This is a genomic window from Terrabacter sp. Soil810, from assembly GCF_001429645.1.
GTDB lineage: Bacteria > Actinomycetota > Actinomycetes > Actinomycetales > Dermatophilaceae > Terrabacter.
Genome location: NZ_LMSW01000011.1, coordinates 769,364 through 781,778, shown reverse-complemented (window position 1 = coordinate 781,778; position 12,415 = coordinate 769,364). Strand labels below are relative to the sequence as shown.

Sequence of the window (12,415 nt, the reverse complement as noted above, 5' to 3'; positions counted from 1 at the left end):
CCTCGCGACGTGGCAAACGAGTATCGGTGCTTCCACTCGCGCACTCCCGAGGAGCAAGAGCCCGACGGCATCGATCCGGACATGATCCTGGAAGGCGTTGTCGCCTGCCAGCACGTCTACGGCATCGGCGTGTACGTCCCTGAGCAGGAGGTATGGGGCCACGTAAACGTCACTGCGATGGGTGTTGCCCGCGTCCGTGAGAACTTCGTGGACCACCCCGCGATCGGGACGCACCTCCGGCTGCAAGTCCTGGGCAGGACCCCCAACGGACAGCTCCGCCTGGCGGTCATCTAGCAGCACGCTCTTCGTCCCGGTCGCACGGGGAGCGGCATGATCGAGCGACCGCGTGATCCGGTCGAGGCTACGATCCCGTCATGGCGGCGAAGGGGTACTCGGCCGAGAAGGATCCGATGTGGGCTCAGCTGGGCATCACCAACCCTTCGACGCTGGCAAACATCACGCTGAGCGCGAAGAGGGACCGGCGGGTTGCAGCCACCATCGCAGCTGGTTTCTACAACAACGTCATTGTGTTCTTCGACATGCTAAGCAGCCGCGACCGCAACAACCTTCCGCCCATGAATCTGGACGGCCCATTGCTCGTCGACGGTTACAGCGAGAACCCGGACATGCCGAAGCCTGTCGACGCTTCGTATGCCAAGGCCGCCCTGGAGCGGCTGCGCGAGAGGCGCTGAGTCAGAGTCCAAGGCCGATGTCCGCACATCGGCATGAGGGGACGACTCCTTCCACGAGTTGTGCCTCCGGAATGCACGCCAGGATGGACCTCTACAAGTGGGCTCACAAGCTCGTGCCGGCAGTGTCGAGCGACATCGTCATGGACTGCTTCGAGCTGGCCCGCGACATCAGGGCCCTCGACATGCGGGCGGCGCCGTACGACCTGCGCGAGCTNCTACGAGCCCGTGCGGATCGAGACCGCCGAGGGCAAGGCGGAGTATGCCGCCGCGCAGCGCGGCTTCTCCGTCCGCGGTCAGGTGCTGCGGGAGCGTTTGATCACTGCTTGCGACCGCATTCTGCAAACCCCCTGAGATTCGACGCGATCGCGCAACGGGGCAGGACCGGACGATGGGTCTTCGGCCGTCAGGACTGGCAGTCCACCGCCACGACGCGGGGGCCGGACCCGAAGCGGCCCTCGTCAACCGCCACGGTGGCGAACTGGATGGGTACCACCGGTGACCGCGAGGGGTGGCGCTCGGTAGGTGGCAGTAGGCAGTCCGGCCATCCTCCGTCGTGGCTGTCCCCTCCAGCGTCGACCCAGCGCGGGACGTAACCGCGTGCGCAACGGTTCAGCGAGCCAGTGAATACGCACGCCTAAAACCCGCGCTCGAACGCTGGGAGCCGGGGCCTATCTCACCCCGGGGTGCTTCTCCCGCCAGGCGGCGGAGGCCGGTGTCGACAGCCATTCCTCGGAAGGGATCAATTGGTCGACGCCGTAGTAGACCGCGGCGCAATTGCCGGCCCAGTCAGGAGAGGTGGTGTAGCGGAACGGCTCGGTCGAGCCGGCAATCGGAGTAGGTGTGAACCGGACGATGCGCTTGCCCTCGCTGATCTGTCGCTCGACGGCTTCGTTGTTCGTGTCCCAGGCCTCGGCGCGGACGGTCATCTCGTGTACGAGCGCGGTGTTCCGCGGCACGATGGACCCCAACCACACCGTGCTGAACAGGGCCGACCCCCCGAGTAGCGCCGCCATGGCCGGAACCGCCAGGTTCCGCTGGCCGCCGCTGACGCGGCGGCCCAGCCAGTAACCGGCCGCGGCACCGTAGAGGGCGGCGGTCACGATGGCGGGGATCAGGAAGCTCGTCCAGGCGCGCTCGTACGTCCAGCCGTTGGGTCCGTAGCCATGCCGCAACCCGGCGATGACGCCGAACGATGCGATCACCACCAGGACGGCCGGAAGCATCACCACGAGCAGCTTGCGCAGAAGGGTCCACGAGCCGCCGGCGAACGGCAGCGACGTCCTGCGCAGAGCCGCGCTGCTGGCGAGCAGACCGACCATGAGCCCGGCGACGATCGCTGCGTAGTACGCGGGCTGGGACAGGATCATCTCCCAGGTGTTGAGCCATTGATGAACGGCCCCCGAGAGGCCGCGGACCGACAACAGCGACGGCTGTTCGTGCTTGTACGTCCCTTCGGTCCGCATGCGCTGGCCGGGCGAGAAGTACAGGACGGCGAATCCGGCGAGCATACCCATGAGCCACACAGCGATCCACGTGATCGGGAAGCGCGTCCGGCGGTCGCGCCACCCCAGCAGGGCAAGCAGCAGTGCCGTCCCCGCATAGACGCCGCTGACCACGAAGAACGCCTCGCCGAGCGATCCGATCACGAAGCCCATCAGCAACGCGAGCACGACCGCCGTGACTCGCACCCACCGCCGCGGGCTGCGTGCCGCGACCATGAGGATGATGACGTTCCAGATGCCCAGGATCGCCGGGAGCGTGTGCGTGACGGTGGCAGCCGGCCAATAGAGGATCTGGTACACCACGTTGCCGGCGAAGAACGTGAGCGCCGACACGACGACCGCCAGGAGCCCAGCCGCCGCCGCGGGCCATCGCCACTGCAGGTGGCGCAGCGCCAGGTACAACATGGTGAAGATCCCGACTGTCAGCGTGACGATCAGGACGAACGGCAGCACGCGAGCGCCACGGAGCCCGTCCGCGAAGAGCAGAACCTGGCCCACGTGGTAGGCCAGCCGGCCGTTCACCTTGAAGTAGTAGTAGTCGATAAACCCTAGTGAGCCGTAATCGCGGATCCGTGCCGCCGCGCACCAGTCATCCGCCGCCAGGCGAACGGCCGGGCTGGCGAATGCGCCCAGCGCGAGCAAGTGCACCGCGACGATGGCGGGCGGAAGCATCAGCAGCGCCCACAGCCACGGCTGCCGCCGGCTTCGGCCGGATGACCGCTCGTCGTGGGCGACCGACGTTTCTGTGGCGCGCTCGGCCTCGGCAGAGGCGGAAGAACTCATCAGATCGGGACCCCATCGACAGACTTGCGGCATCGAGCAGGACGTGACGGACGTGAACCGGCGGACATGTTACCCCACAGCGAAACCGGCTCATCCGGATTGAGGGTGTAGCGAAGGCATCGTGAAAGGAAACGCGGAACTAGGGCGTGTCTCCCGGTTCTCGTAGCCAGGTGATGATCCCGCTGAGGACGGCGCCGCCGCGGTAGGTCGGGGCGAGCTTGTCGTACCTTGTGGCTAGGCCGCGCCACTGCTTGAGGACGTTGAAGATCGCTCGATGACGTTGCGGCCCTTATCCGCCTCAGGGTCGAAATGACGAGCATTCCGTCTGCGTCACTCAGCGACACGGTCTCTCCAGGCGTGGCGATCACGACGTCACACAAGACGTGCCTGTCCCTCGACATGCGGGCGGCGCCGTACGACCTGCGTGAGCGNCTACGAGCCCGTGCGGATCGAGACCGCCGAGGGCAAGGCGGAGTATGCCGCCGCGCAGCGCGGTTTCTCCGTCCGCGGTCAGGCGCTGCGCGCCCGACCCGTCGAGGCGATCGACCGTGCCACCCCGGCCGAGACCGCTCCCCGGTCCTGACCGGGGAGCAGGGGTGGGGCGTGAGAGGTGTAGGTGTGCCCGGTCGGTGTGGTGGTGCGTACGGCGTGGGGTGCGCCGGGTTGGCAGGTGGGGAGTGTCTCGGCCGTGAAGCCGGGGAGCTGCTTGGTGTGGTTGCACCGCACGCACACGCCTTGGCCGTTGGTGTCGGTGGTGGGTCCGCCCTGGGCGTGGTCCCGGACGTGGTCGACGTGCCGGGCGGGGGCGTCGCACCAGGGGGTGCGGCAGGTGCCGACGTCGCGGGCGAGCAGGTAGCGGCGCAGCCCACCGTCGAAGGTGCGGCGGGTGGAGTCCATCGCGACGAGGGTCCCCGTGGCGGGGTGCGAGTAGAGCCGCCGCAGCCAGACCTGCGCCTCGTCCGAGCCTTGGGCGTGGCCTGGACCTGATCCGACGAGCAGGGTGCGGGCCCAGGCGGCAGGGACGGTGCCGTAGCCGGCGAGCTGTGCGGGGGTGGCGTCCCCGGCGAGCAGGGCCCGATCGCTCATGACGAGCTGGACCTCGACCGGCACGGCGTCCGCGGCAGCCTGCCCGGTGATGCGGGTGACGAAGGTGTCGGCCATGACCTGGCCCTTGCCGCGCTCGTCCCCGGCCGCGCGGGCGGTGTCGGCGGCAGCGGTGAGCGCGGCGTGCGCGGCGACGGCCTGCGCGACGGGGAGCAGCGCCGTGACGTAGGCCATCGTGTCCGGCGCGGGGCGGATCGTGACGCGTCGCTCGGACTCGGCCCTCACGGCGCGGGCCATGACGGAGGCAGCGTCGACCCGGTACGCGACAGCCCGGACCCGCCGGGCGAGCTCGCGGTCGCCCAGGGACCCGACTCTCCCAGCCGTCCCACCCGTGTCACTCAACGGTCCGACGACCTCCGCGTCGACGAGAGAGCGCTGCTCGCTGGTCAGGCTCGCGGTCTCGTTCACGACGAGCTGCGCCCGCCACTCGCTCAGCTCGCCGGCCTCGAGTGCGGCCAGAGTGTGAGGCAGGTCCCGGGTCAACGTCAGAGCGAGCCGCACGTGCGCCGCTCCGCGGACCGGTGACTCGTGCCGGGCGAGCGCGACCTGCGCCGCCACCCCCGTCATCCCCGACGGCCGCCGACTGCGCCGTGGCGCTGCCGGCTGCCGGCCGCTGTGACCAGTGCCGTCGTCGTCGAAGGACGCCGCAAGCGCCTGCGCCCGCGCTGCCCGCCACCCGTCGAAGTCACCGGCGTCGGAGCACTCTCGGGCCCGCTCCCGCCACGCCTGCGCGACTCGCTCCTGGGAGTCCACGAACGCCGCGGTGACGCGCACCTGAGCCGCTGCCACCGCGGACTTCACCCGCTCGAGCACGGCGAGCTGGTCGACCCGCTCCTGGTCCGAATCACCACCGGCCCCGACCCGTGACAACACCGGAAAGAGGGCCTCCAAGCCCTCCGCCGTCACTGCCGCTGCATCATCGAACATGGGTTCGATTCTACGCGATTCCGACCCCCGGCCCCAGGTTTTCTACAGCGCCAATTCGACTGACGCCGAACGAAATCCACGTCAGTCGGAGTCGTCGACATAGAGGCAGAACGGGTGGCCCGCGGGGTCGAGCAGGACGCGCACGTCCTCCTGCGGCTGGAACTCGGCGAGCTCCGCCCCGACCTCGACGGCATGCGCCACGGCGGCCTCGAGGTCGTCCACCTCGAGGTCGAGGTGGAGCATCATGATCGGCTTGCCGGGCTCGCTCGGCCAGATCGGCCGCACGTAGTTCGGCTCCGTCTGGAACGAGAGGTTGTAGCCGGCGGTCTCCGAGGGCGCGAGCGTGGCCCACGCAGGGTTGTCCTTGTAGAGCGTCCAGCCGAGCAGGCGCTGGTAGAAGTGCGCCAGCTCGGAGGCAAGCGGGGCGTCGAGCACGACGCCGAACCAGTGCTTCGTCGTTCGTAGCGGCATCGGACCAGCATGCCAAGACCGAGGCCACAGGAGCCGCGAAGAAGCCCGAGAACGGTGTATCAGCGGTGCCGCCACCGACTCTGAGGGGTGTCGGCGAAGGTCCAGGCACGCGCGTCGACGATCCCCACCCTTCAGGGGTGGTGCTGGGCGGGGCCTGGACCGCCCAGCACTTGCCGGCCCCGGCGCTCAGCCGGACGCCGCGAGGCCCCGGACGATCACGGAGAGCCCGACCTCGAACGCCTTGGCCTCGGTCGTCGCATCAGGGGCCGGGAGGTCCGGGTCGACGGAGGCTGCAAGAGCCCGATCTTGCTGTCCTGCAACAGATCCCAGGATGTGGTGCACCACGAGGGCCGCCACCTCGTCGCGCTCGGCAGCGGGCGCTCCGGCGTCGTGGACGAGGCGCGCCAGGTCACGGAGGGCTCGAGCGGCACCCGGCTCGACGGCATACGCGAGCCCGACGACGTCGGCGGCGTCGGGCACCTGCACGAGCGCCTCGCGCACGGCCACGGCGAGACCGACGAGCGCCTCGGCCGGCGGCCGGTCGACCGGCACGGGTGGGATCTCGGCGAGCAGCACGTCGGACACCTCGACGAGGAGCTCCTGCTTGTTCGCCACGTGCCAGTAGAGCGCGCCCGGCGCGACGCCGAGCTCGCGGGCGAGACGGCGCATCGACAGGTCGCCGAGGCCGTAGCGGCGCAGGAGGTCGACGGCGGTCGCGACGACCTGGTCCCGGCTGAGTGCCACGCGCTCCCCCGCCCTCGGCGCACGAGCCCCCTGCGGACCCGCGTTGACAGCCGAGCCGAGCGACTCGGCATACTGAACACCGTTCAAGTTGAACACCGTTCAACGCCGCGCGCAAGGAGCCCGCATGACCCGCCGATTCGACGACCTCGCCGACGCCGTGCTCGCCGGCACCCCGGTCACCACCGACGACGCCCTCGACGTCCTCCGCGCCACGGACGACGAGCTGCTGGCGGTCGTCGCGGCAGCAGCACGCCTGCGCCGCAAGCACTTCGGCAACACCGTCAAGGTCAACTACCTCGTCAACCTCAAGTCGGGCCTCTGCCCCGAGGACTGCCACTACTGCTCCCAGCGTCTCGGCTCGCAGGCCGACATCCTCAAGTACACCTGGCTCAAGCCCGACGAGGCGATCGAGCAGGCCTCCGCCGGACTACGCGGCGGCGCGACGCGGATCTGCATGGTCTCGAGCGGACGCGGCCCGACCGACCGCGACGTCGAGCGCGTGGCCGGGATGGTCGGCGCGCTCAAGCAGGAGCACCCCGATGTCGAGGTCTGCGCCTGCCTCGGCCTCCTCAAGGACGGCCAGGCGGAGCGGCTGCGCGACGCGGGCGTCGACGCCTACAACCACAACATCAACACGGCCGAGTCGCACCACGACGACATCGTCACGAGCCACACCTACGCCGACCGCGTCGACACCGTGACGAAGGCCAAGGACGCCGGTCTCTCGCCGTGCTCCGGCCTCATCGCCGGGCTGGGCGAGACCGACGAGCAGCTCGTCGAGGCGCTCTTCGCGCTCCGGGAGCTCGGATCGGACTCGATCCCCGTCAACTTCCTCATGCCCTTCGACGGCACCCCGCTCGAGGGCACGTGGGACCTCACTCCGGGACGCTGCCTGCGCATCCTCGCCATGGCGCGGATCGTCTGTCCCGACAAGGAGATCCGCATCGCCGGAGGTCGCGAGATGCACCTGCGCTCGCTCCAGGGCCTGGCCCTGCACGTCGCCAACTCGATCTTCCTCGGTGACTACCTGACGTCCGAGGGCCAGGCCGCGGAGGCCGACCTCGAGCTCATCCGCGACAACGGCTTCGTCGTCCTCGGCGCCGACGAGCCCTCGGCCGACCCGGCCCGTCCCGCGGCGACCACGCACGACCCGGCCAAGCGGCGTCGGGGGGCCGGGACGGACCTCCCCGCCAATGCCTGAACCGCTCGGCTCGCCGCTCGCGGCCCGCGACCGCGGGCTCGTGTGGCATCCCTACGCACCGCTCGACGGACCCGAGCCGTATGCCGTCGAGGGGGCCTCGGGCGTTCGCCTGAGGCTCACGTCGCCGGCCGGCGAGCGTTTCGAGGTCGTCGACGCGATGGCGTCGTGGTGGTGCGCCGTGCACGGCTATCGGAACCCGGCCCTCGACGCGGCCGCGCACGAGCAGGTCGACCGCTTCAGCCACGTCATGTTCGGGGGGCTGACGCACGAGCCGGCGGTCCGGCTCGCCGAGCGCCTCACGGCGATGGCGCCCGGGCCCATGGCACACGTCTTCTTCGCCGACTCGGGGTCGGTCTCGGTCGAGGTCGCCCTCAAGCTCGCGCTGCAGTACCAGGCGGCCCGTGGACGTCCGAACCGCCAGCGGTTCCTGACGGTCCGCGGCGGCTACCACGGTGACACGTTCGCCGCGATGAGCGTGTGCGACCCCGTGGACGGCATGCACTCGGCCTTCCCCGGCATCCTGGCCCGCCAGGTCTTCGCCCCGGGGCCGCCCGCCGCCCGCCTCGCCACGACGGCCACCGGCGAGGAGCACTGGGAGACAGACCGGTCCGCGCTCGACGCGTGGGCGTCCGAGGTGCGCCACCTCGCCCGGACGCACGGCGACGAGCTCGCGGCAGTCGTCGTCGAGCCCGTGCTCCAGGGCGCCGGAGGCATGCACGTCTACCACCCCGACTGCCTCCGACTGCTGCGCGACGTGGCCGACGAGCACGGCCTGCTCCTCGTCGTCGACGAGATCGCGACGGGCTTCGGTCGCACCGGGCGGCTCTTCGCCTCCGAGTGGGCCGACGTCGCTCCGGACGTCATCTGCGTCGGCAAGGCCCTGACCGGTGGATACCTCTCTCTCGCAGCGGTGCTCACGACCAGCGCCGTCGGGGAGGCGATCACGCGGTCCGCCTTCCGGGCCCTCCTGCACGGGCCCACCTTCATGGCCAACCCGCTCGCCTGTGCGGTGGCCAACGCATCCGTCGAGCTCGTCGAGAGCACCTGGAAGGACCACGTCCCCCGCGTCGGACGCCTGCTCGCCGAGCACCTCCTGCCCGCTGCTGCCCTCCCCCAGGTCGCCGACGTGCGCACCCTGGGCGCGGTCGGTGTCGTGCAGCTCACGTCCCCCGTCGACGTCGTCGGCGTCACCCGTGCCGCGCTGCAGCGAGGCATCTGGGTCCGCCCGTTCCGTGATCTCGTCTACACGATGCCTCCCTACGTCTGCACCAACGACGACGTCCGGCTCATCGCCCAAGGCGTCGTCGAGGCCGTCGCGGAGGTCCACGGATGAGCGACTGGGACGCGTGGCTGGCCGAGCGCTCCGACCTCCGGGCCGAGCGCGGCACCGAGCGCTTCGACCCCGTGCTCCGTCTGGGCGGGCGAGGCGCCGGTTCGCGTGACCCGCTCGACCTCGCCTCGAACGACTACCTCGGGCTGTCCCGTGACGAGCGGGTCGTGGCGGCTGCCCGTGAGGCGCTCGACCGGTACGGGACGTCGGCGACCGCCAGCCGGCTCGTCACCGGCACGCTTCCCGTCCACCGTGACCTCGAGGCCGCCCTCTGCGGGCTCACCGGCCAAGCGAGCGCGCTCGCCTTCTCCACCGGGTATGCCGCAAACCTGGGGGTGCTCACGGCGCTCAGCGGGCGGGGGGCCGAGATCCTGCTCGACGCCCACGCCCACGCCTCGCTCCACGACGCGGCCCGCATGTCGCGCTCGCCCTACTCCACGTTCGCCCACAACGACGCTTCAGCGCTCGAGCGGGAGCTCGCTGCCCGGCCGGACCGGCGGGTGGTCGTCGCGGTCGAGTCCATCTACTCTGTCCTCGGTGACGCCGCGCCCCTGCGGGCTCTCGTGGAGGTCTGCCACCGCCACGGCGCCCTGCTGGTCGTCGACGAGGCGCACGGCATCGGGGTGGCCGGGCACGGGCGCGGACTCGTCCACGAGCTCGGTCTCGTCGGGGCCCGGGACGTCGTCGTGACGCTGACCCTCTCCAAGGCTCTCGGCTCGCAGGGCGGCGCGGCGCTCGGGTCGACCACCGTGCGTCACCACCTCGTCAACACCGCGCGCAGCTTCATCTTCGACACGGGCCTCGCGCCCGCCTCCGCGGCTGCGGCCCGCGCGGCCGCGGACCTCGTCGCCGACGACCCGGCTCTGGCGGCCTCGGTCCGGGCCAACGCCGGCACCATCGCGACGATCTGCGGCATCGAGCAGGCGGCCGGCGCCGTGCAGTCCCTGCCGATGCCGTCACCGAAGAGCGCCGTCGCCGCGGCCCTCGACCTGCGGGCCCAGGGTGTCCTCGTCGGATGCTTCCGACCACCGAGCGTCCCCGACGGCGTGTCCCGGCTCCGCATCACGGCGCGCGCCGACCTCGCCGGGGACGACCTCTACCAGGCGGCGCGACTCGTGGCCCGAGCCGCCGCGATTCACGGCGGACCACCCGTCGCCGGTACCGTCGAGGGGCCACGGGCAGGGGACGCTCCCTCCCCCGTCCGTGGCCTCCCGTCGGTCGCGGCGGTCGAGGGCACGCAGGGGCCGGTGCCCCCGTCCCCGCTCGCGTCGATCCCACCGCGCGGCGACGATGACTGAGCCCCTGCCGGCGGGGCAGGCCCGACGGCCCCGGGTCCTCGTCGTCACGGGCACCGACACCGACGTGGGCAAGACCGTCGTGACGGCGGCGGTCGTCGCCACGGCACGAGCAGCGGGACTGGGCGTGACGGCATACAAGCCCACGCAGACGGGCGTCGCACCCGGCGAGCCGGGCGACATGGCCGAGGTGGAGAGGCTGACGGGCGTCACGACGGTCGAGGGAGTGCGCCTTCGGGCACCCATGGCGCCGAGGCCGGCCGCCGCCCTCGAGCACGCCGTCCTGCCCACGCTGGCCGAGCACGTCGCACGCGTCGCCCACCTGGCGGCCGGGCACGACCTCGTCGTCGTCGAGGGCGCGGGTGGCCTGCTCGTCGAGCTCACGGACGACGGCGAGACGCTGGCCGACCTCGCCGCAGCTGTCCCCGACAGTGGCGTGGTCGTCGTGGCGCGGAGCGCCCTCGGCACCCTCAACCACACCATGCTGACGCGAGAAGCGCTGTCACACAGAGGAGTCCGTCAGCTCGGGATCGTCATCGGCGCGTGGCCCGAGCACCCCGATGTCATCGAGACGACGAACCGCGACTACCTCGGCGCCCTTCCCGAAGGGCTCCTCGGCGCCGTCCCCCTCGGCGCCCCGCAGCACGACGCGCCTGCGTTCGGCGCAGCTGCCCCTGGCTGGCTCCCCGGACTGGCTCAGCGCCTCGGCACACCCTGACGAAGCAGGCCGTGCACGATCCCGTCGGTGAGGGCGCGCCACGACGCGGCGAGGATCGAGCCGGCGACACCTATGGTGTCCCACGACGTCTCGCCGTCGGACGTCTCGATGAGCACGCGCGTCACGGCGTCGGTGCCGTGCGAGGCGTCGAGGATGCGCACCTTGAAGTCGATGAGCTCGATCTTCTCGATCTCGGGGTAGGCCCTTGCCAGCGCCTCGCGGAGGGCGTGGTCGAGGGCGTTGACCGGGCCGTTGCCCTCGCCGGTCGCGATGAGGCGTGAGCCGTCGGCGCGCAGCTTGACGGTCGCCTCCGACGTGGCGTCGCCCTCGCCCGACGAGTCGGTGATGACCCGCCACGACTCGACCTCGAAGTAGTCGGTGCAGCCCGGCTCGAGGGCCTCGCGGAGCATCAGCTCGACGGTGGCGTCGGCGGCGTCGAAGGTCCACCCGCGCAGCTCGAGGTCCTTGACCTCGGCGAGCACGGCGGCGACGACGTCGGGCCGGTCCGACAGGTCGAGGCCGGCCTCGCGGGCCTTGAGCTCGATGCTCGCCCGCCCCGCCATGTCGGAGACGAGGGTGCGCATGCCGTTGCCGACGAGCGCCGGGTCCATGTGCTGGTAGAGGTCGGGGTCGACCTTGAGGGCGCTGGCGTGCAGCCCCGCCTTGTGCGCGAACGCGCTGGCGCCGACGTACGGCTGGCGGCTGTAGGCGGGGACGTTGGTCACCTCGCTGATGGCGTGCGCGATGTGCATGGCCCGGCGGAACGAGTCGCGCTCCATGGCCTCCAGTCCGAGCTTGAACTGGAGGTTGGCGGCCACGGTGAGCAGGTCGGCGTTGCCGGTGCGCTCGCCGTAGCCGTTGACGGTGCCCTGCACGTGCGTCGCACCGGCGCGCACCGCGGCGACGGAGTTGGCCGCCGCGCAGCCGGTGTCGTTGTGGCAGTGGGCGCCGACGCGGGCGCCGGTCGAGGCGATGACGTCGGTGACGACCTCCTCGACCTGGTGCGGAAGCATGCCGCCGTTGGTGTCGCAGAGCACGACGACCTCGGCCCCCGCCTCGTGCGCGGTGCGCACGACCGACAGGGCGTAGTCGCGGTCGAGGTGCCAGCCGTCGAAGAAGTGCTCGCAGTCGAGGAAGACGCGGCGCCCCCCGCCGACGAGATGGCTGACCGTGTCGCGGACCATCTCGAGGTTCTCCTCGAGCGTCGTGCGCAGCGCCCGCTCGACGTGGCCGGTGTGGGACTTCGCGACGAGGCACACGACGGACGCCCCCGAGTCGACGAGGGCACGCACGAGGGGGTCCTCCGCCGCGACCCCGCCGGCGCGACGGGTGGCCCCGAAGGCGGCGAGGGTCGCGCGGCGCAGGTCGAGCTCGGTCCGTGCCCGCTCGAAGAACTCCGTGTCCTTCGGGTTGGCACCGGGCCAGCCGCCCTCGATGAAGTCGACCCCGAGATCGTCGAGCAGCCCGGCGATGGCGAGCTTGTCCGACACCGAGAGGTTGAGCCCCTCCTGCTGGGCGCCGTCGCGCAGGGTGGTGTCGTAGACGTGCAGCGCTTCCATGGCCTTCATTGTCCTCGATCTCGGGGGTTCGGCCGACCGCCTGTTCTGGGGGCGGGCGACGCGGGTGTGGTGTGCGGCCCGGTCTCTTC

General features: G+C 71.2%; 11 protein-coding genes and 1 pseudogene. 6 read left to right on the top strand and 6 right to left on the bottom strand.

Features of this window, described 5'->3' with window-relative positions; genetic code table 11:
- The first annotated feature begins 9 nt into the window (after positions 1–9).
- Complete coding sequence (locus ASG96_RS09510; RefSeq protein ID WP_057587809.1) at positions 10–294, top strand: hypothetical protein; 285 nt, start codon at positions 10–12, stop codon at positions 292–294.
- A gap of 80 nt (positions 295–374) precedes the next feature.
- Positions 375–692, top strand: a complete 318-nt coding sequence (locus ASG96_RS09505) for a hypothetical protein (protein ID WP_057587808.1) — start codon at positions 375–377, stop codon at positions 690–692.
- 668 nt (positions 693–1,360) lie between these two features.
- Here the strand turns inward: ASG96_RS09505 and ASG96_RS09495 are convergent.
- The 5 genes and pseudogenes from ASG96_RS09495 to ASG96_RS09480 all read right to left on the bottom strand — a co-directional run bounded on the left by ASG96_RS09495 (position 1,361) and on the right by ASG96_RS09480 (position 6,223).
- Positions 1,361–2,977: a hypothetical protein gene (locus ASG96_RS09495; protein WP_057587807.1), complete on the bottom strand. Its 1,617-nt coding sequence runs from the start codon at positions 2,975–2,977 to the stop codon at positions 1,361–1,363.
- A 139-nt stretch (positions 2,978–3,116) separates the two neighbouring features.
- Positions 3,117–3,283 (bottom strand): annotated as a pseudogene (locus tag ASG96_RS24155) (transposase); the annotation flags it as partial.
- Positions 3,284–3,487: 204 nt separating this feature from the next.
- Positions 3,488–5,008: an HNH endonuclease signature motif containing protein gene (locus ASG96_RS09490; protein WP_082591706.1), complete on the bottom strand. Its 1,521-nt coding sequence runs from the start codon at positions 5,006–5,008 to the stop codon at positions 3,488–3,490.
- Positions 5,009–5,089: 81 nt separating this feature from the next.
- Positions 5,090–5,479, bottom strand: coding sequence for a VOC family protein (locus tag ASG96_RS09485; protein WP_057587805.1), 390 nt, complete (start codon positions 5,477–5,479; stop codon positions 5,090–5,092).
- A gap of 186 nt (positions 5,480–5,665) precedes the next feature.
- Positions 5,666–6,223: a TetR/AcrR family transcriptional regulator gene (locus ASG96_RS09480; protein ID WP_057587804.1), complete on the bottom strand. Its 558-nt coding sequence runs from the start codon at positions 6,221–6,223 to the stop codon at positions 5,666–5,668.
- A gap of 124 nt (positions 6,224–6,347) precedes the next feature.
- Between ASG96_RS09480 and bioB the strand changes: the two genes are divergently transcribed.
- The 4 genes from bioB to bioD are packed head-to-tail and all read left to right on the top strand — an operon-like array spanning position 6,348 to position 10,767.
- A complete protein-coding gene (bioB, locus tag ASG96_RS09475) occupies positions 6,348–7,424 on the top strand; it encodes a biotin synthase BioB (protein WP_057587803.1) in 1,077 nt (358 codons plus the stop codon).
- Positions 7,417–8,757 (top strand): adenosylmethionine--8-amino-7-oxononanoate transaminase, encoded by a 1,341-nt coding sequence (gene bioA, locus ASG96_RS09470; protein ID WP_057587802.1) that lies wholly within the window; start codon positions 7,417–7,419, stop codon positions 8,755–8,757. The genes bioB and bioA overlap by 8 nt, the downstream gene beginning before the upstream one ends.
- Positions 8,754–10,052, top strand: coding sequence for an 8-amino-7-oxononanoate synthase (locus ASG96_RS09465; protein ID WP_057587801.1), 1,299 nt, complete (start codon positions 8,754–8,756; stop codon positions 10,050–10,052). Before bioA ends, ASG96_RS09465 begins: the two co-directional genes overlap by 4 nt.
- Positions 10,045–10,767, top strand: a complete 723-nt coding sequence (gene bioD, locus ASG96_RS09460; protein WP_057587800.1) for a dethiobiotin synthase — start codon at positions 10,045–10,047, stop codon at positions 10,765–10,767. The genes ASG96_RS09465 and bioD overlap by 8 nt, the downstream gene beginning before the upstream one ends.
- Here the strand turns inward: bioD and cimA are convergent.
- Positions 10,746–12,326 carry a citramalate synthase gene (gene cimA, locus ASG96_RS09455; RefSeq protein ID WP_157610763.1) on the bottom strand — a complete coding sequence of 527 codons (1,581 nt, stop codon included), beginning with the start codon at positions 12,324–12,326 and terminating at the stop codon, positions 10,746–10,748. The two genes, bioD and cimA, sit on opposite strands and share 22 nt — an antisense overlap.
- Positions 12,327–12,415 lie beyond the last annotated feature (89 nt).

Coding starts and splice junctions, on each gene's coding strand:
- bioA (WP_057587802.1), top strand. CDS start 7,417: ATGCCTGAACCGCTCGGCTCGCCGCTCGCGGCCCGCGACCGCGGGCTC.
- ASG96_RS09505 (WP_057587808.1), top strand. CDS start 375: ATGGCGGCGAAGGGGTACTCGGCCGAGAAGGATCCGATGTGGGCTCAG.
- bioD (WP_057587800.1), top strand. CDS start 10,045: ATGACTGAGCCCCTGCCGGCGGGGCAGGCCCGACGGCCCCGGGTCCTC.
- bioB (WP_057587803.1), top strand. CDS start 6,348: ATGACCCGCCGATTCGACGACCTCGCCGACGCCGTGCTCGCCGGCACC.
- cimA (WP_157610763.1), bottom strand. CDS start 12,326: ATGGAAGCGCTGCACGTCTACGACACCACCCTGCGCGACGGCGCCCAG.
- ASG96_RS09495 (WP_057587807.1), bottom strand. CDS start 2,977: ATGAGTTCTTCCGCCTCTGCCGAGGCCGAGCGCGCCACAGAAACGTCG.
- ASG96_RS09485 (WP_057587805.1), bottom strand. CDS start 5,479: ATGCCGCTACGAACGACGAAGCACTGGTTCGGCGTCGTGCTCGACGCC.
- ASG96_RS09490 (WP_082591706.1), bottom strand. CDS start 5,008: ATGTTCGATGATGCAGCGGCAGTGACGGCGGAGGGCTTGGAGGCCCTC.
- ASG96_RS09465 (WP_057587801.1), top strand. CDS start 8,754: ATGAGCGACTGGGACGCGTGGCTGGCCGAGCGCTCCGACCTCCGGGCC.